At 55.3% G+C, this 20,726-nt stretch carries 21 protein-coding genes; 11 read left to right on the top strand and 10 right to left on the bottom strand.

Annotated features, from left to right (window positions below):
* Nucleotides 1-104: 104 nt before the first annotated feature.
* The 3 genes from sdaA to pabB form a co-directional block, all read right to left on the bottom strand.
* A complete protein-coding gene (gene sdaA, locus EoCCA6_RS02805; protein ID WP_152081380.1) occupies nucleotides 105-1,469 on the bottom strand; it encodes an L-serine ammonia-lyase in 1,365 nt (454 codons plus the stop codon).
* A gap of 184 nt (nucleotides 1,470-1,653) precedes the next feature.
* Entirely contained in the window at nucleotides 1,654-2,232 is a 579-nt protein-coding gene (locus EoCCA6_RS02800) for a CoA pyrophosphatase (RefSeq protein ID WP_152081379.1), read from the bottom strand.
* A gap of 3 nt (nucleotides 2,233-2,235) precedes the next feature.
* Nucleotides 2,236-3,564, bottom strand: a complete 1,329-nt coding sequence (gene pabB, locus EoCCA6_RS02795) for an aminodeoxychorismate synthase component 1 (RefSeq protein ID WP_152084386.1) — start codon at nucleotides 3,562-3,564, stop codon at nucleotides 2,236-2,238.
* Between the two features lie 61 nt (nucleotides 3,565-3,625).
* Here pabB and EoCCA6_RS02790 point away from each other — a divergent pair, with 61 nt between their 5' ends.
* Nucleotides 3,626-3,808, top strand: coding sequence for a YoaH family protein (locus EoCCA6_RS02790; protein ID WP_152081378.1), 183 nt, complete (start codon nucleotides 3,626-3,628; stop codon nucleotides 3,806-3,808).
* Between the two features lie 6 nt (nucleotides 3,809-3,814).
* Here the strand turns inward: EoCCA6_RS02790 and EoCCA6_RS02785 are convergent, their stop codons facing one another.
* A complete protein-coding gene (locus EoCCA6_RS02785; protein WP_008500498.1) occupies nucleotides 3,815-4,159 on the bottom strand; it encodes a RidA family protein in 345 nt (114 codons plus the stop codon).
* A gap of 131 nt (nucleotides 4,160-4,290) precedes the next feature.
* Here EoCCA6_RS02785 and EoCCA6_RS02780 point away from each other — a divergent pair, with 131 nt between their 5' ends.
* The 5 genes from EoCCA6_RS02780 to rnd all read left to right on the top strand — a co-directional run bounded on the left by EoCCA6_RS02780 (nucleotide 4,291) and on the right by rnd (nucleotide 10,671).
* On the top strand, nucleotides 4,291-6,201 hold the full coding sequence (locus EoCCA6_RS02780; protein ID WP_152081377.1) for a DNA repair helicase YoaA: 1,911 nt from the start codon (nucleotides 4,291-4,293) through the stop codon (nucleotides 6,199-6,201).
* 66 nt (nucleotides 6,202-6,267) lie between these two features.
* The gene (tsaB, locus tag EoCCA6_RS02775) at nucleotides 6,268-6,963 is read left to right on the top strand and encodes a tRNA (adenosine(37)-N6)-threonylcarbamoyltransferase complex dimerization subunit type 1 TsaB (protein ID WP_152081376.1); all 696 of its coding nucleotides are present in this window, start codon (nucleotides 6,268-6,270) and stop codon (nucleotides 6,961-6,963) included.
* Between the two features lie 38 nt (nucleotides 6,964-7,001).
* Nucleotides 7,002-7,583, top strand: a complete 582-nt coding sequence (locus EoCCA6_RS02770; RefSeq protein WP_152081375.1) for a Slp family lipoprotein — start codon at nucleotides 7,002-7,004, stop codon at nucleotides 7,581-7,583.
* Between the two features lie 203 nt (nucleotides 7,584-7,786).
* Nucleotides 7,787-9,472 carry a long-chain-fatty-acid--CoA ligase FadD gene (fadD, locus tag EoCCA6_RS02765; RefSeq protein WP_152081374.1) on the top strand — a complete coding sequence of 562 codons (1,686 nt, stop codon included), beginning with the start codon at nucleotides 7,787-7,789 and terminating at the stop codon, nucleotides 9,470-9,472.
* Nucleotides 9,473-9,555: 83 nt separating this feature from the next.
* Complete coding sequence (gene rnd / locus EoCCA6_RS02760; protein WP_152084385.1) at nucleotides 9,556-10,671, top strand: ribonuclease D; 1,116 nt, start codon at nucleotides 9,556-9,558, stop codon at nucleotides 10,669-10,671.
* An 80-nt stretch (nucleotides 10,672-10,751) separates the two neighbouring features.
* Here rnd and minE read toward each other — a convergent pair whose 3' ends face one another.
* From minE to minC, 3 genes are read right to left on the bottom strand one after another with little or no spacing between them, the layout of a single operon-like run.
* A complete protein-coding gene (gene minE, locus EoCCA6_RS02755) occupies nucleotides 10,752-11,021 on the bottom strand; it encodes a cell division topological specificity factor MinE (RefSeq protein WP_010432714.1) in 270 nt (89 codons plus the stop codon).
* Between the two features lie 3 nt (nucleotides 11,022-11,024).
* A complete protein-coding gene (gene minD, locus EoCCA6_RS02750) occupies nucleotides 11,025-11,837 on the bottom strand; it encodes a septum site-determining protein MinD (RefSeq protein WP_003859938.1) in 813 nt (270 codons plus the stop codon).
* Between the two features lie 22 nt (nucleotides 11,838-11,859).
* Nucleotides 11,860-12,567: a septum site-determining protein MinC gene (gene minC / locus EoCCA6_RS02745; protein ID WP_152081373.1), complete on the bottom strand. Its 708-nt coding sequence runs from the start codon at nucleotides 12,565-12,567 to the stop codon at nucleotides 11,860-11,862.
* Nucleotides 12,568-12,690: 123 nt separating this feature from the next.
* On the opposite strand from minC, the gene EoCCA6_RS02740 reads away from it, so the two are divergent.
* From EoCCA6_RS02740 to EoCCA6_RS02730, 3 genes are all read left to right on the top strand, one after another.
* Entirely contained in the window at nucleotides 12,691-12,966 is a 276-nt protein-coding gene (locus tag EoCCA6_RS02740) for a YcgL domain-containing protein (RefSeq protein WP_014832355.1), read from the top strand.
* A gap of 47 nt (nucleotides 12,967-13,013) precedes the next feature.
* A complete protein-coding gene (locus tag EoCCA6_RS02735) occupies nucleotides 13,014-13,673 on the top strand; it encodes a fumarylacetoacetate hydrolase family protein (protein ID WP_152081372.1) in 660 nt (219 codons plus the stop codon).
* A gap of 93 nt (nucleotides 13,674-13,766) precedes the next feature.
* A complete protein-coding gene (locus tag EoCCA6_RS02730; protein WP_152081371.1) occupies nucleotides 13,767-14,207 on the top strand; it encodes a YcgN family cysteine cluster protein in 441 nt (146 codons plus the stop codon).
* A gap of 111 nt (nucleotides 14,208-14,318) precedes the next feature.
* Here the strand turns inward: EoCCA6_RS02730 and dsbB are convergent, their stop codons facing one another.
* Together dsbB and nhaB are read right to left on the bottom strand one after the other, a co-directional pair.
* Nucleotides 14,319-14,849 carry a disulfide bond formation protein DsbB gene (gene dsbB / locus EoCCA6_RS02725; RefSeq protein WP_152081370.1) on the bottom strand — a complete coding sequence of 177 codons (531 nt, stop codon included), beginning with the start codon at nucleotides 14,847-14,849 and terminating at the stop codon, nucleotides 14,319-14,321.
* Nucleotides 14,850-14,991: 142 nt separating this feature from the next.
* The gene (gene nhaB, locus EoCCA6_RS02720) at nucleotides 14,992-16,530 is read right to left on the bottom strand and encodes a Na(+)/H(+) antiporter NhaB (RefSeq protein WP_152081369.1); all 1,539 of its coding nucleotides are present in this window, start codon (nucleotides 16,528-16,530) and stop codon (nucleotides 14,992-14,994) included.
* Nucleotides 16,531-16,731: 201 nt separating this feature from the next.
* On the opposite strand from nhaB, the gene fadR reads away from it, so the two are divergent.
* Nucleotides 16,732-17,451, top strand: coding sequence for a fatty acid metabolism transcriptional regulator FadR (gene fadR / locus EoCCA6_RS02715; protein WP_152081368.1), 720 nt, complete (start codon nucleotides 16,732-16,734; stop codon nucleotides 17,449-17,451).
* Nucleotides 17,452-17,567: 116 nt separating this feature from the next.
* Here fadR and EoCCA6_RS02710 read toward each other — a convergent pair whose 3' ends face one another.
* Nucleotides 17,568-19,100, bottom strand: coding sequence for a SpoVR family protein (locus EoCCA6_RS02710; protein WP_152081367.1), 1,533 nt, complete (start codon nucleotides 19,098-19,100; stop codon nucleotides 17,568-17,570).
* A gap of 321 nt (nucleotides 19,101-19,421) precedes the next feature.
* Here EoCCA6_RS02710 and EoCCA6_RS02705 point away from each other — a divergent pair, with 321 nt between their 5' ends.
* Nucleotides 19,422-20,720, top strand: a complete 1,299-nt coding sequence (locus tag EoCCA6_RS02705; RefSeq protein WP_152081366.1) for a D-amino acid dehydrogenase — start codon at nucleotides 19,422-19,424, stop codon at nucleotides 20,718-20,720.
* Nucleotides 20,721-20,726 lie beyond the last annotated feature (6 nt).

Below are 20,726 nucleotides of genomic sequence, written 5' to 3'. Positions count from 1 at the left end.
CCCCAAAAGCCGGAAGCAACAGAGAAAGTGTAGTGGGGAATGCGTCATCAGACGAGACGTGAGGAAAAAATTCGCCCATCCGTTGCAGACGGGCGAAAGGAGTATTAGTCGCACTGCACCTTAATAGCCAGACCGCCACGGGAGGTCTCACGGTACTTCGCGTTCATGTCTTTGCCGGTTTCGTACATGGTTTCGATAACCTTATCCAGCGATACGCGAGGTTCGCTGGTACGGCGCATGGCCATACGCGAGGCGTTGATCGCTTTCACCGAGGCAATGGCGTTACGCTCAATGCACGGCACCTGCACCTGGCCCGCAACCGGATCGCAGGTCAGACCGAGGTTATGCTCCATGCCGATTTCCGCTGCCACGCACACCTGCTCAGGGCTCGCGCCCAGCAGTTCTGCAAGGCCCGCTGCGGCCATGGAACAGGCCACACCCACTTCACCCTGGCAGCCCACTTCAGCACCCGAGATCGACGCATTCATCTTATACAATGCGCCAATCGCGCCTGCCGCCAGGAAATAACGAATGTAGATGTCTGCAGTCACAGGCTCGATAAAGTGGTCATAGTAAGCCAGCACTGCCGGAACGATACCGCACGCGCCGTTCGTTGGCGCGGTAACAACACGTCCACCTGCCGCATTCTCTTCGTTCACCGCCAGCGCAAACATATTCACCCAATCCACCACGTTCATTGGATCGTTGGAGTATTTGTCGGTGGTGACCAGCATACGGCGCAACGCTGAAGCACGGCGCGGTACGCGCAGAGGGCCCGGCAGCACGCCTTCGGTGTTCATGCCGCGGTCGATACAGGCGCGCATGGTCTGCCACACGTTGGCAAAATAGTCTTCAATCTCTTTTTTGCTGTGCAGCGCCAGTTCGTTCTGCATCACCATGCCGGAGAGCGACAAGCCCGTCTCTTTGCAAAACGCAAGCATCTCAGTCGCCGATTTGAACGGATACGGCACGTTGACATCGCCTGCGGATTCTTTGCCAAAGTGCTCTTCATCGACGATGAAACCACCGCCAATGGAGTAATACGTTTTGCTGTAAATTTCTTTCTCGCCGTTCCAGGCGTGGATGGTCATGCCGTTTTCATGCAGCGGCAGGTTGTCGCTGCGAAAACGCATGCCGTCATCCTGCGGGAAATCCACTTCGTGCTGGCCGTTCGCCAGCAGCAGGCGTCCGCGCGTTTCCACGTCGCGGATGAATGCCGGAATGGCATCAATATCAACAGTGTCCGGCATGTTACCTGCCAGACCCATAATAATGGCGATATCGGTGTGGTGGCCTTTACCCGTGAGAGACAGCGAGCCGTAGACATCCACGGCGACACGGGTAACGCTTTCCAGTAATCCTTTTTCGACCAGATCATCGACGAACTGTTTACCGGCCTTCATCGGCCCGACAGTATGGGAAGAAGAAGGACCAATTCCCACTTTGAACATGTCGAATATACTAATCACTTTCACACTCCTGACAGGGTTACCGGGGTTCCAGTAACGATGTTATAACTGCGCATAGTGTAAGAGGGAACATCCACCTCGGCTTAACTATTCACATGAATTAAACTAATGGTTAACGATGGTTTTGCTAATAGCGCGACGCCGATCGCAAACCAGGCAGAAGAGGGTGGAATGTAAAGTATAGTCAAGGCTTCAGGCCGATTTGCAGCGCCAGCTCACGAATGATGCCCGCCGTCATGCCCCAGACAAAATAATGCTGATACCAGGACAACCAGACCCGATGGGCATGGCCCCGACGCTGAATATCCAGTGGGTGGTAACGCCCCAGGCGAAGGGCCTCTTCCAGCGGCATTTCAAACACGGCAGAGACTTCATCGACACTGGCGTGGTACTGAAGATCGGGCGGAATAATGCCGACCACCGGCGTTACCTGAAAACCGGTGACACTGTCTACCGGTGGCAGGACGCCAATAATTTCGACGGCTTCAGGCGGAATGGCGACCTCTTCCTGCGCTTCACGGAGTGCTGCGGCAATTAACGACGCATCGGTGCTGTCCACCGCGCCTCCCGGAAAAGCAACCTGACCCGCGTGTTTACGCATATGCGGTGAACGTTGCGTGAGCAGCAAACCGGGCTGCTCACGGCGTACCACCGGGATCAGCACCGCAGCCTGGCGGCTGTTCAGGGTTTCACGGTTCACATGCGGACGTAACAACTGAAAGCGTGATAAAAAATCATCCAGCGTCAGGTTCTCTTTTTCCACCCGTTAATTCTCCAGTTGTTTCAGGATACGGTTAACTTTATCAAAGGTTTCCTGATATTCCGCCTCGACCTGACTATCGGCAACAATGCCGCCGCCTGCGGAACAGTACAGGTTTCCGTTGCAGGCGGTGAGGGTGCGGATGGTAATGCTGGTATCCATGGTGCCGCACAGGCTCACATAGCCGATGCTGCCACACCAGGCATTGCGGCGGTGCGGCTCCAGCTCATCGATGATCTCCATTGCCCGCACTTTTGGTGCACCGGTGATGGAGCCACCGGGAAAGGCGGCTCGCAGCAGATCGCAGGGGGTGCGAGCTCCGGGTAAGCGCGCGATAACGGTGCTGACCAGATGATGCACCGCGGGGAACGGCTCAACAACGAACAGTTCGGGCACGCGCACGCTGCCCGGTTCCGCGACGCGGCCAATGTCATTGCGCATCAAGTCGACAATCATCAGGTTTTCGGCGCGATCTTTTGGTGACGCAGCCAGCTTTTCTGCCTGAAGGCGATCGGCAACGGGATCGGCCAGACGCGGAAGCGTGCCTTTGATCGGGCGCGTCTGAATGGTGCCATCCGCAAGATGGATAAACCGCTCGGGGGAAAGGCTGAGGATCGCGCCGTGTTCGAGACGTATGAACGCGCTAAACGGTGCGCGGTTACTGGCGTTAAGGCGGGTAAACGCCTGCCACTCGTCGCCCTGATAGGTTGCCTGGAAACGCTGAGCGAGGTTGACCTGGTAACAATCGCCGCTTTGCAGATAAGCCTGAACGCGTGCGAATTTTTCTGCATATTCCTGCCTGCTCATGTTTGAACGCCAGTCTGAGGTCAAGCTGAATGCGTCGGCGGGTGCAGACTTTTGCGCCTCAAGCCAGGCGAGACGGGCATTCACATCTGAATGGCTAAGCAGGGAAACCACCTGACGGTGGTGATCGACAATCAATGCCCAGTCGTACAGCCCCACAGCCATATCGGGCAGCGGGATATCCTCTTTCGCGTGGTTCGGCAGCGTTTCGAAACGGCGACCCAGATCGTAGCCAAACAAGCCCAGCGCCCCACCCTGGAAAGGGAGGTCCGGGTTCGGTGTAGCGGATAATTTCAGCGCGCTGATTTCTTGCTGAAGCTGCATCAGCGGATCGTCCGTCGGCGACAGGTCATCGGTAGTCAGCGTCTTTAGCGGATCGGCCACCAGAATATCAAAACGGCTATATGGGTGCGCCGCGTAGCCAGAGTGCAGCAGCATCGCAAAAGGAAGGTGGCTCAGGCGGGCAAACCAGAATTCCGCGGCGTCAGAACGCCAGGGCAAAGTAATGACAGTGGGGAAGCGCATGTTCATGTGTGGCATACTACCGGGCAGCGTGAAATAATTAGCGCGAATAATTTAGCAGGAGTTGACGATGTTTGCAGGTTTACCTTCTCTCAGCCATGACCAACAGCAGAAAGCCGTTGAACGTATCCAGGAGCTGATGTCCCAGGGGATGAGCAGCGGGCAGGCGATTGCGCAGGTGGCGGAAGAACTTCGCGCCAGCCATACCGGCGAGCGGATCGTGGCGCGTTTCGAGGATGAGGACGAAGAGTAATCCGGCTCAGACCGCCGCGATAATCTTAATCTCTACCTTGTATTCCGGTTTCATCAGTGTGGCCTGTACGGTGCAGCGTACAGGCGCATGACCCGCTACGACCCACGCATCCCACGCTTTATTCATCGCCGCGAAATCGTCTTTATTCGCCAGGAAAATCGTCGCATCCAGAATGCGGGATTTATCGCTGCCCTGTTTTTCCAGTACGGCGTCGATCTGCGCCAGGGTGTTCGCCGTCTGCTCAAAGGCATCGGCGTCAAGATTAGCCGGAACACCAGTGTAGTAAAGCGTCTGGTTATGGATCACCACATCAGACCAGCGGGCTTCGGCATCAATGCGCACGATTGTCATAAACGTTTCCTCGTTATTTTCATATCAGGCGGCAAGACTGCCATATTGTTCTCCCTTCGTCACTATTTGGGGTGGCACAGGAGAGGATGGGCTGACATAATCCCTGTGCAAAAATACAGTGAGAGAGCACCGTGGCAGACGATTTTTCCCCTGAAGGTCAGTTAGCGCAGGCCATTCCCGGCTTCAAACCGCGTGAACCACAGCGCCAGATGGCGCACGCCGTTGCACGCGCAATCGATAAGGCACAACCGCTGGTGGTTGAGGCCGGAACCGGCACGGGTAAAACCTACGCTTACCTCGCCCCGGCGCTTCGGGCGAAAAAGAAAGTGATTGTCTCGACAGGGTCGAAAGCTCTGCAGGATCAGCTCTACAGCCGTGATTTACCGACGGTTGCAAAAGCGCTGAAATATAAAGGCCGTCTGGCGCTGCTGAAAGGGCGGTCTAACTATCTCTGCCTGGAAAGGCTTGAACAGCAGGCGCTGGCGGGAGGCGATCTGCCGGTACAAACCCTGAGCGATGTCATTATCCTTCGCGCCTGGGCCAACCAGACCGAAGAGGGGGATATCAGCACCTGCGCGAGCGTACCGGAAGATTCCCCTGCCTGGCCGCTGGTCACCAGTACCAACGACAACTGCCTCGGCAGCGACTGCCCGCTGTATAAAGACTGTTTTGTGGTGAAAGCGCGTAAAACCGCCATGGACGCCGATGTGGTGGTGGTTAACCACCATCTGTTCCTCGCGGATATGGTGGTCAAAGACAGCGGCTTTGGCGAACTCATCCCTGAAGCGGACGTGATGATCTTCGATGAAGCCCACCAGCTTCCGGATATCGCCAGCCAGTATTTCGGCCAGTCGCTCTCCAGCCGCCAGTTGCAGGATCTGGCGAAAGATTTCACCATCGCCTATCGCACCGAATTAAAAGACACCCAGCAGCTACAGAAATGTGCCGACCGTCTGGCACAAAGCGCGCAGGATTTCCGCTTACAGCTTGGCGAGCCAGGTTATCGCGGCAACCTGCGTGAACTGCTGGCGGACAAAAATATCCAGCGCGCCTTGTTGCTGCTGGATGATGCGCTTGAACTCTGTTACGACGTGGCAAAATTGTCACTCGGTCGCTCCGCGCTGCTGGATGCCGCTTTTGAGCGCGCCACGCTCTACCGCGGACGGCTCAAAAGGCTGAAAGAGATCAACCAGCCAGGGTTTAGCTACTGGTATGAATGTACCTCGCGTCAATTCACGCTGGCCCTGACGCCGCTGACGGTCGCGGATAAATTTAAAGAGGTGATGGCGCAAAAACCGGGGAGCTGGATCTTCACCTCGGCAACGCTGTCAGTAAATGACGATCTGCACCACTTTACCGAGCGTCTGGGGATTGAGCAGGCGGAATCACTGCTGCTGCCAAGCCCGTTTGATTACGAAAAGCAGGCGTTGCTCTGTGTGCCGCGCAATTTACCGTTGCCGAATCAGCCCGGTGCAGCGCGCCTTCTTGCGGCGATGCTGAAACCGATGATTGAGGCCAACAATGGCCGCTGCTTTATGCTTTGTACCTCCCACGCCATGATGCGCGACCTGGCAGAACAGTTCCGTGCCACCATGACACTGCCGGTTCTGCTGCAGGGGGAAACCAGCAAGGGACAACTGCTGCAACAGTTTGTCAGTGCGGGTAACGCGTTGCTGGTGGCAACCAGCAGCTTCTGGGAAGGGGTGGACGTGCGCGGCGATGCGCTTTCACTGGTGATCATCGACAAACTGCCGTTTACCTCCCCGGACGATCCGCTGCTGAAAGCGCGAATGGAAGATTGCCGTCTGCGCGGGGGCGATCCCTTCGACGACGTGCAGTTACCCGACGCGGTGATAACCCTGAAACAGGGTGTCGGGCGTCTGATCCGCGACGTCACCGATCGCGGCGTGCTGGTTATCTGCGACAACCGGCTGGTGATGCGCCCTTACGGTGCCACCTTTCTGGCAAGCCTGCCGCCCGCGCCACGCACGCGTGACATTAAACGCGCAGTCCGTTTCCTGGCTAACCCAACGGCGGAGTAATTTGCCCCGGAGTATGCTAAGATGCGCGCCATTTTGTGACTGACCACTGCGAGAGCGCGACGACTGATGCGAATTCTGGCTATTGATACCGCTACAGAGGCCTGTTCTGTTGCCCTGTGGAACGACGGTGCTATCTGTGCTCATTTCGAAGAGTGCCCACGGGAACACACCCAACGTATTCTGCCCCTGGTGAAAGCGATTTTGACCGAGGGCAACACTGCCTTAACCGAACTTGATGCGCTGGCCTATGGCCGTGGCCCTGGCAGCTTTACGGGCGTGCGCATCGGGATTGGTATCGCGCAGGGGCTGGCGCTGGGCGCTGATCTGCCGATGATCGGCGTCTCCACGCTGGCGACCATGGCGCAGGGCGCATGGCGAATGACCGGCGCAACCCGCGTGCTGGCAGCGATTGATGCCCGCATGGGGGAAGTCTACTGGGCTGAATATACCCGTGATGAAAACGGCGTCTGGCACGGTGAAGAGACAGAAGCGGTACTTAAGCCGGAGGCGGTAACTGAACGTCTGCAGCAGTTGTCCGGCGAGTGGGCAACGGTCGGTACCGGCTGGCCCGCCTGGCCGGAGATGGCGAACGGCACCGGTTTAACGCTGGTGGATGGCAACATGCTTCTTCCCGCTGCGGAGGATATGCTCCCAATTGCCCGTCAGTTGCTGGCGGCAGGAAAAACCGTGGCCGTTGAACACGCCGAGCCGGTTTATTTGCGAAACACGGTTGCGTGGAAGAAACTTCCAGGCCGCGAATGAATCTCAGTAACAGGAACTGAGAAAAAAGGAGTCGCATCATGGCGGTTCAGACTAAAGTTGTACGCCTTTTTATGGCAGGCGTGGTTGCCATAGCACTGAGCGGGTGTGTAACCGTTCCTGATGCGATTAAGGGCAGCAGCCCTACGCCACAGCAGGATCTGGTTCGCGTGATGAATGCGCCTGAGCTGTATGTCGGCCAGGAAGCGCGGTTTGGCGGTAAGGTGGTTGAGGTCGTAAACCAGCAAGGCAAAACCCGCCTGGAGATTGCGACTGTGCCACTGGATAGCGGTGCGCGGCCAATGCTGGGCGAGGCTTCGCGTGGGCGGATCTATGCTGACGTCAGTGGCTTCCTTGACCCGGTTGATTTCCGTGGGCAACTGGTCACGGTGGTAGGGCCCATCACCGGTTCGGAGCAGGGTAAAATCGGCAATACGCCGTACAAATTTATGACCATGCAGGTGAACGGTTACAAACGCTGGCGCATTGCGCAGCAGGTGGTGATGCCGCCGCAGCCGATCGATCCGTGGATGTGGGGTCCACACCCGTATCGTTACGGTTATGGCGGATGGGGCTGGTACAACCCTGGTCCAGCACAGGTTCAAACCATCGTAACTGAGTAACTTACTGTTATTACTAGAAAAGAGACAGCGGCTCAGCCGCTGTCTCTGTTTTTTTACGGATAAAACGAAAAAAAAGAGTGACGCGCTTCGCAACCTTAAATCTGGGTAATTAATAAACTGGTACGCTGAGTTAATATAATGTTAACGAACTGTTTATTATCGGGGTTGTGATGACGACGAACGCTCATTTCAGAGGTGATGCATTGAAGAAGGTTTGGCTTAACCGTTATCCCGCAGATGTGCCTGCGGAGATCAACCCTGACCGTTATCAATCCCTGGTTGAATTATTTGAACACTCGGTACGACGCTACGCTGACCAGCCTGCATTTGTGAATATGGGCGAAGTCATGACCTTCCGTAAACTGGAAGAGCGTAGCCGGGCGTTTGCTGCTTATCTGCAGGAAGGGCTGGGGTTGCAAAAAGGGGACCGCGTCGCGCTGATGATGCCAAACCTGTTGCAGTACCCGGTGGCGCTGTTCGGGATACTGAGGGCAGGGATGATTGTCGTCAACGTCAACCCGCTCTACACGCCGCGCGAGCTTGAACACCAGTTGAATGACAGCGGCGCGGCCGCGATTGTCATCGTCTCGAACTTCGCCCATACGCTGGAAAAAGTGGTCGAGAGAACGCAGGTTAAACACGTTATCCTGACGCGCATGGGCGACCAGCTCTCCACGGCGAAAGGCACGCTGGTGAACTTCGTTGTTAAGTACGTTAAGCGTCTGGTGCCAAAATATCATTTGCCGGATGCCATCTCGTTCCGCCGCGCACTCCATGCTGGCTACCGTATGCAGTACGTCAAACCGGAGGTTGTTTCTGAAGATCTGGCGTTCCTGCAATACACGGGGGGCACCACAGGTGTTGCCAAAGGGGCAATGCTTACGCATCGCAACATGCTGGCAAACCTTGAGCAGGTGAACGCGACCTATGGACCGCTCCTGCATCCAGGCAAAGAGCTGGTGGTGACCGCGCTACCGCTGTATCACATTTTCGCGCTCACAATGAACTGCCTGCTGTTTATTGAGCTGGGCGGGCAGAATCTGCTGATCACCAACCCTCGCGATATTCCGGGCCTGGTGAAAGAGCTGGCTAAATACCCGTTCACCGCCATGACGGGCGTAAACACGCTGTTTAACGCGCTGCTTAATAACAAAGAGTTCCAGCAGCTTGATTTCTCCACGCTGCACCTTTCCGCAGGCGGCGGGATGCCTGTTCAACAGGCAGTTGCTGAGCGCTGGGTGAAGCTCACCGGGCAATATCTGCTGGAAGGTTACGGGCTGACGGAATGCGCACCGCTGGTCAGCGTTAACCCGCACGATATCGACTACCACAGCGGCAGCATCGGCCTGCCGGTGCCATCGACCGAAGCCAAACTGGTCGATGATGACGGTAATGAAGTGCCCCATGGCGAGCCGGGCGAGCTGTGCGTCAGAGGCCCACAGGTTATGCTGGGCTACTGGCAGCGCCCGGATGCCACCGACGAAATCCTTAAAGACGGCTGGCTGCACACTGGCGATATCGCCGTGATGGATGATGAAGGCTTCCTGCGCATCGTTGATCGTAAAAAAGATATGATCCTCGTCTCCGGTTTTAACGTCTATCCGAACGAAATCGAAGACGTGGTGATGCAGCACAGCGGTGTGCTTGAGGTGGCGGCAGTGGGCGTCCCTTCCGGCAGCAGCGGTGAGACGGTGAAGATTTTTGTGGTCAAAAAAGATCCTTCGCTGACAGAAGACGAGCTGATCACCTTCTGTCGACGTCAGTTGACAGGCTACAAGGTGCCGAAGCTGGTTGAATTCCGCGATGAGCTGCCAAAATCCAACGTCGGGAAGATATTACGACGAGAATTACGTGACGAAGCCCGTGCCAAAGTGGACAATAAGGCCTGAGCTTCACGTTAATCGCCCAGACGCCGGTTAAGCCGGCGTTTTTTATGGGCGCAAACAAAAGAGAGTCCGATTTGAATTACCAGATGATCACTACCAACGACGAGCTGGCTTCGCTGTGCGAGGTGACGCGCGATTTTCCCGCTATCGCTCTGGATACGGAATTTGTCCGTACCCGCACGTATTATCCGCAGCTGGGGCTGATTCAGATGTACGACGGCAAACACGTCTCGCTGATCGACCCTCTCGGTATTACCGACTGGACGCCGATGCGTGAGTTGCTGCTCGATACCGCCGTGACCAAATACCTGCACGCGGGCAGTGAAGATCTGGAAGTGTTTCTCAACACCTTTGGCATCATGCCGCAGCCTCTGATTGATACGCAGATCCTCGCCGCCTTCAGCAATCGCCCGCTGTCGTGGGGGTTTGCGGCCATGGTGGAGGAGTACACGGGCTTAGTGCTGGACAAAAGCGAATCCCGCACCGACTGGCTCGCCCGCCCGCTGACGGCGCGTCAGCTGGAATATGCGGCGGCTGACGTATTCTACCTGCTGCCCATTGCCGGACAGCTGATGAAAGAGGCCGACGCCTCCGGATGGCTGCCAGCCGCACTGGATGAGTGTCGTATGACGCAGCTACGCCGTCAGGAAGTGGTTGATCCAAAGGATGCGTGGCGCGATATCACCAACGCATGGCAGCTCCGCACGCGTCAGCTGGCATGCCTGCAGTTGCTGGCCGACTGGCGTCTGCGTAAAGCGCGCGAGCGCGACCTGGCCGTTAACTTTGTGGTGCGTGAAGAGCATCTCTGGGCGGTTGCGCGCTATATGCCTGGCAGCATGGGCGAGCTGGATAGCATCGGGCTTTCCGGTAGCGAGATCCGTTTCCATGGCAAAACGCTGCTTGCGCTGGTGGCAAAAGCGCAGCAAATGCCGGATGACGCACTGCCGGAGTCACTGCTGAATCTGATGGACATGCCGGGCTATCGTAAAGCGTTCAAGGACATAAAGGCGCTGGTGCAGGACGTGGCGAGCGAAAGTAAACTGAGCGCGGAGCTGCTGGCCTCACGGCGTCAGATTAACCAGTTGCTGAACTGGCACTGGAAGCTGAAACCACAAAATGGACTGCCGGAGATGGTGGCGGGCTGGCGCGGGGAATTGATGGCCGATCGCCTGAATACGCTGCTGGAAGCATACCCACGATAAAGACTATGCCGGGTCATGAAACCATGCCCGGCACATTTTCCCGGTGACGCTACGCTTACCGGGGCTACGAAATCATAAACCTACGGACGCGACTCTTCCGCTTCCGGGAGCGTCACGTTAAGCTCCAGAATCGAAATATCCCCGTCTTTCTGCTCAAGCTGTACGGTGACCATTTCCGGGTCAATCTGCACGTATTTACAGATCACTTCCAGAATGTCCTTGCGCAGCTGCGGCAGGTAGTGCGGCTCGGCGTCGCTACGACGACGCTCCGCAACGATGATTTGCAGACGCTCTTTAGCGATGTTGGCGGTGCTTTTTTTCCGCGAGAGAAAAAAGTCCAGTAATGCCATAACTTATCCTCCGAACAGGCGTTTGAGGAAACCTTTCTTCTCTTCTTCAATGAAGCGGAAAGGACGTTCTTCTCCCAGCAGACGGTCTACGGTATCCGCATACGCTTTACCCGCGTCTGCCTGTGTATCCAGAATAACCGGCTCACCCTGGTTAGACGCGCGCAACACGGACTGATCTTCCGGGATCACGCCAACCAGCTTGATGCGCAGGATCTCCAGCACGTCTTCCATGCTCAGCATATCACCCTTGTTCACACGACCCGGATTGTAGCGGGTCAGCAACAGGTGTTCTTTGATCGGCTCCTGGCCATTTTCCGCACGGCGGGATTTGGAGGCCAGAATACCCAGAATTCGGTCAGAGTCACGAACGGATGAGACTTCAGGGTTGGTGGTGATGATCGCTTCATCGGCGAAGTAGAGCGCCATCAGCGCACCGGTTTCGATACCGGCAGGGGAGTCACAGACCACAAAGTCGAACTCCATCTTTTTCAGATCGTCGAGCACTTTTTCCACGCCTTCGCGGGTCAGCGCGTCTTTATCGCGGGTCTGAGAAGCCGGGAGAATGTAGAGATTCTCGGTGCGTTTGTCTTTAATCAGCGCCTGGTTAAGCGTGGCATCGCCCTGAATGACGTTAACGAAGTCATACACAACGCGACGCTCACAGCCCATGATCAGGTCCAGGTTACGCAGGCCGATATCGAAATCGATAACGACAGTTTTCTTTCCCTTCTGGGCCAAACCAGTAGCGATGGCCGCGCTGGAGGTGGTCTTGCCAACGCCTCCTTTACCCGAAGTCACAACAATAATGCGTGCCATAGAAATTCCTTGTTAAAAGGGATCAATTTAACGGTTGAACGGTCAAAGCGTTGTCTGCTAACAGCAGGCGAGCCGCTTTGCCATAAAATTCGGCTGGGATCTTGTCGCTCAGCCAATATTCACCTGCGATGGACACCAGCTCCGCCGTCAGGTGAGTACAAAATATTTGTGCATCCCGATCGCCACTTGCACCTGCGAGCGCTCGCCCACGCATCATACCGTAGACGTGAATATTGCCATCTGCAATCAGTTCTGCGCCAGCGCTGACGTGGCTTGTAACAATAAGATCACAGTTTGGCGCATAAATACGCTGACCGGAACGAACCGGCACATCAATCAATCGTGTTTTTGTGACGGAAGTAGCGTTTTGCACCGGAGGCGGGGCTGTTTGTGCGGCGACAGGAGCCTGACGTGGGGCTTTTTCTTTACCTTCGTTAAGAAGCGGCAGCCCTGCGCGGTCAATTTCTGCTTTTAACTCAGCGTCTTTACAGCCGCTGATGCCAACAATACGCAGCCCGGTCGACGAGACGGCCTGCTGGAGCAGCTTCCAGTTAACGGGAGCGTCCAGGCTACTGACATTGACGACGACGGGGGCATGTTTCAAAAATGCGGGAGCCTGCGCAATTTTGTCTTCTAACGCCTGACGAATAACCTCGGGTTTTGCATCATGCAAATGAACCACTGATAAGGTGAAGCTACTGCCTTTAAGCTCGATGGGCGTGTTTGACATCCTGGCCTTACTCAATTTGCTATTAACCGCAACACGTCGCTGCGATATTCCGAAGAGTATCAGGCATGTTATAGTCAGGAGTATATTGAGGCAAGCAACCACCCATTAATTCAGAGTAAAAACATGTTTTGTGTGATCTACAGAAGTACAAGCCGCGACCAGACCTACCTGTATGTCGAAAAGAAAGACGATTTTTCCCGCGTGCCTGAAGAATTAATGAAAAGTTTTGGCCGGCCACAGCTGGCCATGCTGTTACCGCTGGATGGGCGTAAGAAACTGGTGAATGCCGATCTGGAAAAAGTGAAAACGGCATTAACCGAGCAAGGCTATTATTTACAGCTTCCACCACCACCCGAGAATTTATTAAAACAGCATCTTGAGGTGAACGGAAAGAAATAGTCCGGGACGCTTCCGGAAACAACACATCAACCGTTTAGGGGTCGACCATGTATCAACATCATAACTGGCAAGGTGCATTACTGGATTATCCCGTCAGCAAAGTGGTCTGCGTCGGCAGCAACTATGCCAAACACATTCAGGAAATGGGCAGCGCGACGCCAGAAGAGCCGGTGCTGTTCATAAAGCCAGAGACCGCGCTTTGCGATATTCGTCAGCCGCTGGCGCTACCGCAGGGACTGGGGTCCGTTCATCATGAAGTGGAGCTGGCCGTGCTCATCGGTGCAACCCTGCGTCAGGCTTCCGAAGAGCATGTGCAAAAAGCCATTGCCGGTTACGGTGTCGCCCTGGATCTCACCCTGCGTGACGTGCAGGGTAAAATGAAGAAAGCAGGGCAGCCGTGGGAAAAAGCCAAAGGTTTTGATAATTCCTGCCCGATTTCAGGCTTTGTGCCGGCAGGAGAGTTTACCGACGATCCGCAGAACACCCCGCTCAGCCTGAAGGTGAACGGCGAGATCCGCCAGCAGGGTACAACCGCCGATATGATCCACAAGATCGTGCCGCTGATAGCCTATATGAGCCGCTACTTTACCCTGAAACCGGGCGATGTGATTCTGACCGGTACGCCTGAAGGCGTCGGCCCGCTTCACGGTGGCGACGAACTGGACGTCAGCTTTAATGGCCTTTCCCTGAAAACCCGCGTGCTGTAAAAGCATCTTGCCGCCTTTATCGGGCGGCAAAACTTGCATCAACGTGCCAGACTCGTTATAAGGTGCGCTTTCTTTTGACGTGTGGACATCCTGATGAACGACATCCCTTTCTGGCAACGTAAAACGCTCGACGAAATGACCGACGTGGAGTGGGAGTCGTTATGCGACGGCTGCGGGCAGTGCTGCCTGCATAAGCTGATGGATGAAGATACCGACGAGATCTATTTCACCAACGTTGCCTGCAAGCAGCTCAACATCAAAACCTGTCAATGCCGCAACTACGAGCGCCGCTTCGAATATGAGCCGGACTGCATCAAGCTAACCCGCGAAAACCTGCCAACGTTTGAATGGCTGCCGCATACCTGCGCCTATCGTCTGCTGGCGGAAGGGAAGGATTTGCCGACATGGCATCCACTGTTGACCGGCTCTAAAGCGGCGATGCATGGCGAGCGTATTTCCGTGCGCCACATTGCGGTGAAAGAGTCTGAGGTGCGGGACTGGGAAGACCACATTATGAACCATCCCAATCGTTGATAATAAAAAACCCGCCGAGGCGGGTTTTTTATGCGCTGTTGTGTCGGGTGGCGCTACGCTTACCGACCTACACAACCGTAGGCCCGCGCAAGCGAAGCGCCGCCGGGCAAATTAGCGCCCAAAAAGATCGCGTTTCTTCGGTTTGAACGGCTGCGCAATCAATACCAGCAGCGCCACAACGAAGTAGGCCACAAAGATACCCACCAGCCATTGTGGCATCTCCAGCGTCAGGAATTCCCACTGACGGACTGAACAGTCACCGGATGCCACAAACACCTGCGGCAGCCATTTATCCAGCGGCAGCCAGCTCGGGAAGCGGGCGGCGAAATCACAAGTCATAAACGGTGACGGATGCAGCTGCATCATGGTGTGCTGCCAGGAAAGCTCAATCCCTTTCCAGGCGCTGTACAGCCAGACAGCAATACCGACGTAGCGTAGCGGCGATTTTGGGGCAATCGCACCCACCAGGCCTGCCCCCATAATGCCGAACAGCGCGCAGCGTTCATAAATGCACAGCACGCAAGGTTTCAGCCCCATCACGTGCTGGAACCACAGCGCGACCATTTCCAGCGCAAAGGCGGTCAGGGCCATTAACAACCACGCTCCGCGACCGCGGGAGCACTGGTTTAAAAATCTCAACATAATCATTTCCCTGGAACATGCTTAGAAAGCGCAGTGTAAACGAATTCGTTTTTCGCGCCACCTGTACCTGACGAAATAAACGTAATTGGATGTTTATCATGCGAAAAGGCAAACGGGCAGCAAACTGCCCGCTATGCGTGTTTTAAGGCGCAGCAAGTATACCCGCTTGTATCAACCAGTGCGTATAAGGAATGAGGGTAATTTTGACGCACAGCAAGCCAACAAGTGTCAGCACCAGCGTATAGGGCAGGGCCATCCACACCATCCTTCCATAGGAAAGCCGTATGAGTGGCGCAAGCGCTGAGGTCAGCAGGAACAGGAATGCGGCCTGGCCGTTAGGTGTTGCCACCGATGGCAGGTTGGTGCCGGTGTTGATCGCCACGGCCAGCAGTTCGAACTGCCCGGCGCTGATGGTTCCTTGCTCCATTGCAGCTTTGGCCTCGTTAATGTAGACCGTCCCGACAAACACGTTATCGGAAATCGACGACAGCAGGCCGTTAAACAAATAGAACAGCGAAAGCTGCGCGTCCGGTGCGGCCTGCAGTACAAAGGCGATAATCGGCGCGAACAGATGCTGGTCGATAATCACCGCGACAACGGCGAAAAATACCGCCAGCAGCGCGGTAAACGGCAGGGCTTCGGTAAAGGCTTTGCCGATCGCATGCTCATCCGTTACGCCGGTAAAGGTGGTGGCGAGAATAATGACGGATAAACCAATCAAACCGACTTCGGCAAGATGGAACGCCAGCGCCGCGATAAGCCAGACGCCAATAATCCCCTGGGCAATAAGACGCAACGTCTCCTGACGAGTACGCTGGCGGCGGCTCTGCAGATCAAACGAATGCAGCTCATGGCGAACCGGTTCTGGCAGTTGCGCGCCATAGCCAAAGACCCTGAATTTCTCGACCAGAATACAGGTGGCTAATCCACAGAAGAGTACCGGGACGCTGACAGGTGCCATGCGCAGGAAAAACTCACCGAAATTCCAGCCTGCGGCTTTGGCAATGATCAGGTTTTGTGGCTCGCCGACCATGGTCATCACGCCGCCCAGTGCCGTACCGACGCCCGCATGCATCATCAGGCTGCGCAGAAACGCGCGGAATTGTTCCAGCACCTCGCGGTTATGCATATCCACGTGACTGTCATCCTGCAGGTCATCTCCGGGGCGCGACGAAGCCACCCGGTGATAAATACCGTAAAACCCGACGGCGACGCTGATCACAACCGCGACCACCGTCAGCGCATCAAGGAAGGCCGACAGGAACGCGGCAGCAAGGCAGAACGCCAGCGACAAGGCGGTTTTTGAGGGAATGCTTAACAGCAGGCGGGTAAAGATAAACAGCAACAGCTGCTTCATAAAGTAGATCCCGGCCACCATAAACATCAGCAGCAGCAGGACTTCCAGGTTCGACGCCAGCTCCTCTTTAACATGCTCAGCGCGGGTCATGCCGATAACTACGGCTTCAAACGCCAGGAGTCCACCAGGCAGGAGCGGGTAGCATTTCAGCGCCATCGCCAGGCTAAAGATAAACTCCGCAACCAAAAGCCACCCGGCAAGAAACGGGTTCACAACGAAAATAACGGGATTAACGACCAGGAATACCAGTAAAGTCAGTTTGTACCAGTCAGGTGACTGGCCTAAAAAATTGCGCCACAGCGCGCGGCCAAATGAAATTTCCACGACAGACGTCCTTCCCCGTCAAATGAGACAAAACATCAGTATACGCAAAAATGGCGACGGAGAGGGCGGCAAAGCCATTTTGTAAATTTCACAAAAATGAAACGGCGATCCCTCTTTTCTCACTTTGCTGCGCTATCTGCCTTAGCGAGCCTCTGGTATGATGAGTGCAATTTGCTAAAGCTGTGTAATGGAAATCTCACTATGGTCATTAAGGCGCAGAGCCCGGCGGGTTTCGCGGAAGAGTACATCATTGAAAGCATCTGGAATAATCGTTTCCCTGCGGGATCAATTCTACCTGCTGAACGCGAACTCTCTGAACTGATTGGCGTCACGCGTACCACGCTCCGCGAAGTGCTTCAGCGACTGGCACGTGATGGCTGGTTGACGATTCAGCACGGCAAGCCAACCAAAGTGAATAACTTCTGGGAAACGTCCGGGCTGAATATTCTTGAAACGCTTGCGCGTCTCGACCACGAAAGTGTGCCACAGCTGATCGATAATCTGCTCTCCGTGCGTACCAACATCGCCACCATCTTTATTCGTACTGCGTTTCGTCAGCATCCTGAAGATGCACTCGCTGTGCTGGCGAGTGCGAATGCAGTGGAAGATCACGCCGATGCGTTTGCAACACTGGATTACAATGTCTTCCGTGGTCTGGCGTTTGCATCCGGTAACCCGATTTACGGCCTGATCCTGAACGGGATGAAAGGGCTGTATACCCGCATTGGTCGTCACTATTTTGCCAACCCTGAAGCCCGCAGTCTGGCGCTGGGTTTCTACCATAAACTGAGCAAACTGTGTTCTGAAGGTCTGCACGATCAGGTCTATGAAACGGTGCGTCGTTATGGCCATGACTCCGGTGAAATCTGGCACCGTATGCAGAAAACGCTGCCGGGCGATTTAGCAATTCAGAGCCGCTAAAATAAAAAACCTCTCGCATGAGAGGTTTTTTTTCGTCGGGTAGCGGCTACGCCTTACCCGATCTACGGGTTTTGTAGGCCCGGTAAGCGCAGCGCCACCGGGCAAAAAAAGCGGTACTACAGCGTATTCAACCGCGCCGGGCACCGTTCCAGCAGCTCCACGCTGCCATCTTCGTTCTGTTGCTCCAGCAGTACGTCAAACCCCCACAGGCGATGCACGTGCTTCAGCACTTCCTTGCGCCCTTTGTCCAGCGGCGCGCGGTTGTGCGGGATATAGCGCAGCGTCAGCGAGCGATCGCCGCGCAAATCCACGTTCCACACCTGAATGTTTGGCTCAAGATTGCTCAGGTTGTACTGAGAAGAGAGGCGAGAGCGGATTTCCCGGTATCCCTCTTCGTTATGGATCGCTGAAATTTCCAGGTAGTTATTCCGGTCATCATCCAGCACGGTGAAGAAGCGGAAGTCGCGCATGATTTTCGGCGACATAAACTGGCTGATAAAGCTCTCATCCTTAAAGTCGCGCATCGCAAAATGCAGCGTTTCCAGCCAGTCCGAACCGGCAATGTCCGGGAACCAGTATTTATCCTCTTCCGTCGGCGACTGGCAAATGCGCTTAATGTCCTGGAACATGGCAAAGCCGAGGGCATACGGGTTAATGCCGCTGTACCACGGGCTGTTGTAAGCGGGCTGGAACACCACGTTGGTGTGGCTGTGCAGAAACTCCATCATAAACCGCTCGGTGACTTTCCCCTCGTCATACAGATGATTAAGGATGGTGTAGTGCCAGAAGGTCGCCCAGCCTTCGTTCATCACCTGCGTCTGTTTCTGCGGGTAGAAATACTGGCTCACCTTACGCACAATGCGCAGGATCTCGCGCTGCCACGGCTCCAGCAGCGGCGCATTCTTCTCCATAAAGTAGAGCAGGTTTTCCTGCGGCTCAGACGGGTAACGACGCGCCTCGGCGATGGTTTTTTCCTCTTCACGCTTTGGCAGGGTACGCCACAGCATATTCACCTGGCTTTGCAGATACTCTTCGCGGCTTTTCTGCCGGGCTTTCTCCTCCTGCAGGGAGATTTTTTGCGGGCGTTTGTAACGGTCGACGCCGTAGTTCATCAGCGCGTGGCAGGAGTCGAGCAGTTTTTCCACTTCATCCACGCCGTAGCGCTCTTCGCAGTCGGTAATGTATTTACGGGCGAAAATCAGGTAATCGACGATGGAACTGGCATCCGTCCAGCTGCGGAAAAGATAGTTGTTCTTGAAGAACGAGTTATGCCCGTAGCAGGCGTGCGCCATCACCAGTGCCTGCATGGTAATGGTGTTCTCTTCCATCAGATAGGCGATACACGGGTTGGAGTTAATGACGATCTCATATGCCAGCCCCTGCTGGCCGTGCTTATACAGTCGCTCTGTCTCGATGAACTTTTTACCAAACGACCAGTGCGGGTAGTTAATCGGCATCCCGACGCTGGAGTAGGCATCCATCATCTGTTCGGACGTAATGACTTCAATTTGATGGGGGTAGGTATCCAGGCGATACAGTTTTGCTACCCGGTCAATTTCCGCCAGGTAGACATCCAGCAACTCGAAGGTCCAGTCGGGTCCATCGCTCAGACGTGTGCTGTCCCTGGACATGGAATCAATAGTAGCCATTAGCGCGCCCTCGTTGTTGGTGCTCTCTCTGTCTGGAGAGCCTCCTTTCAAGCATAGATCAACGTGTTAAAAAACGTGCTGACGCAGAAATTTTTTCTTTGCGATTTTCCATTTTTGATTCGGCAAAAAAAGCCCACTGACCAGCATTTTATGCTGGTTAAAAATGACGCGCAGCACGAGATCGCAAATAAGCCTTTACCCTGTATACAGGGGAGGATGTGAGATAAGTCACCATAAAAAAGTCGTATGTTGAATAATATTTTCAACTAGGTTATCAATCTGTAATTAGATGATTGTTCTTTTGCTCATTATGGAGTGGCTATGCGTGTTGTCATACTGGGAAGTGGTGTCGTTGGCGTGACCAGCGCCTGGTATTTAAGTCAGGCGGGACATGATGTTACCGTTATCGATCGCGAATCCGGCCCTGCACTGGAAACCAGCGCGGCGAACGCCGGGCAAATCTCTCCGGGCTATGCCGCGCCATGGGCGGCACCTGGTGTCCCGCTGAAGGCGATCAAATGGATGTTCCAGCGTCATGCGCCGCTGGCGATAAGCCTCGACGGCACGCAGTTCCAGCTTAAATGGATGTGGCAGATGCTGCGCAACTGCGATACCCGCCACTACATGGAAAATAAAGGGCGCATGGTGCGTCTGGCGGAATACAGCCGTGATTGCCTGAAAGCGCTGCGCGCATCGACCGGCATTGAATATGAGGGCCGTCAGGGCGGTACGTTGCAACTTTTCCGCACCGCGCAACAGTATGAGAACGCCACCCGCGATATCGCGGTGCTGGAAGATGCGGGCGTACCCTATCAACTGCTGGAAGCCAGCCAGCTCGCCGGGGTTGAACCGGCGCTGGCGGAAGTGGCGCACAAGCTGACCGGCGGCCTGCGCCTGCCTAATGATGAAACCGGTGACTGCCAGCTTTTCACCCAGCGTCTGGCCAGCATGTGCGAGCAGGCGGGCGTTAAATTCCGCTTTAACACTGCTGTCGATAAACTGCTGTCGGAAGGGGAAAAGATATACGGCGTGAAGTGTGGCGAAGAGGTGATCAAAGCGGATGCCTACGTGATGGCGTTTGGCTCATACTCCACCGCCATGCTGAAAGGTATCCTCGATATTCCGGTTTACCCGCTGAAAGGCTACTCACTGACCATTCCCGTGAAAGAAGAGAGCGGCGCGCCGGTGTCAACCATCCTGGATGAAACCTACAAAATCGCGATCACCCGCTTCGACAACCGCATCCGTGTGGGGGGCATGGCGGAGATTGTCGGTTTCAATACCGAGCTGCTGCAGCCGCGTCGCGAAACGCTGGAGATGGTGGTGGGCGATCTCTTCCCGCGCGGGGGCTTTATTGAGCAGGCGACCTTCTGGACCGGCCTGCGCCCGATGACGCCAGACGGCACGCCGATTGTTGGCCGCACGCCGTATAAAAACCTGTGGACCAATACCGGGCACGGCACGCTCGGCTGGACGATGGCCTGCGGCTCCGGTCAGCTGTTGAGTGACCTGATCTCCGGGCGCACTCCGGCAATTCCGTTTGACGATTTAAGTGCCGCACGCTATCAATCAGGTTTTACCCCAACGCGTCCACAGCACCTGCACGGCGCGCATAATTAAGGAGTC

This window comes from Enterobacter oligotrophicus (genome assembly GCF_009176645.1).
GTDB lineage: Bacteria > Pseudomonadota > Gammaproteobacteria > Enterobacterales > Enterobacteriaceae > Enterobacter > Enterobacter oligotrophicus.
The sequence above is the reverse complement of the archived record's forward strand: the minus strand, read 5'-3'. Positions and strand labels throughout refer to the sequence as shown.

Excerpts from the sequence above, each read along its gene's own strand:
- EoCCA6_RS02785 (WP_008500498.1), bottom strand. The coding sequence starts at position 4,159 with ATGACAATCGTGCGCATTGATGCCGAAGCCCGCTGGTCTGATGTGGTG.
- EoCCA6_RS02730 (WP_152081371.1), top strand. The coding sequence starts at position 13,767 with ATGAACGACATCCCTTTCTGGCAACGTAAAACGCTCGACGAAATGACC.
- minD (WP_003859938.1), bottom strand. The coding sequence starts at position 11,837 with ATGGCACGCATTATTGTTGTGACTTCGGGTAAAGGAGGCGTTGGCAAG.
- EoCCA6_RS02710 (WP_152081367.1), bottom strand. The coding sequence starts at position 19,100 with ATGGCTACTATTGATTCCATGTCCAGGGACAGCACACGTCTGAGCGAT.
- minC (WP_152081373.1), bottom strand. The coding sequence starts at position 12,567 with ATGTCAAACACGCCCATCGAGCTTAAAGGCAGTAGCTTCACCTTATCA.
- fadR (WP_152081368.1), top strand. The coding sequence starts at position 16,732 with ATGGTCATTAAGGCGCAGAGCCCGGCGGGTTTCGCGGAAGAGTACATC.
- minE (WP_010432714.1), bottom strand. The coding sequence starts at position 11,021 with ATGGCATTACTGGACTTTTTTCTCTCGCGGAAAAAAAGCACCGCCAAC.
- EoCCA6_RS02790 (WP_152081378.1), top strand. The coding sequence starts at position 3,626 with ATGTTTGCAGGTTTACCTTCTCTCAGCCATGACCAACAGCAGAAAGCC.
- dsbB (WP_152081370.1), bottom strand. The coding sequence starts at position 14,849 with ATGTTGAGATTTTTAAACCAGTGCTCCCGCGGTCGCGGAGCGTGGTTG.
- EoCCA6_RS02705 (WP_152081366.1), top strand. The coding sequence starts at position 19,422 with ATGCGTGTTGTCATACTGGGAAGTGGTGTCGTTGGCGTGACCAGCGCC.
- rnd (WP_152084385.1), top strand. The coding sequence starts at position 9,556 with ATGATCACTACCAACGACGAGCTGGCTTCGCTGTGCGAGGTGACGCGC.
- pabB (WP_152084386.1), bottom strand. The coding sequence starts at position 3,564 with ATGAACATGCGCTTCCCCACTGTCATTACTTTGCCCTGGCGTTCTGAC.
- EoCCA6_RS02735 (WP_152081372.1), top strand. The coding sequence starts at position 13,014 with ATGTATCAACATCATAACTGGCAAGGTGCATTACTGGATTATCCCGTC.
- tsaB (WP_152081376.1), top strand. The coding sequence starts at position 6,268 with ATGCGAATTCTGGCTATTGATACCGCTACAGAGGCCTGTTCTGTTGCC.
- EoCCA6_RS02740 (WP_014832355.1), top strand. The coding sequence starts at position 12,691 with ATGTTTTGTGTGATCTACAGAAGTACAAGCCGCGACCAGACCTACCTG.
- EoCCA6_RS02770 (WP_152081375.1), top strand. The coding sequence starts at position 7,002 with ATGGCGGTTCAGACTAAAGTTGTACGCCTTTTTATGGCAGGCGTGGTT.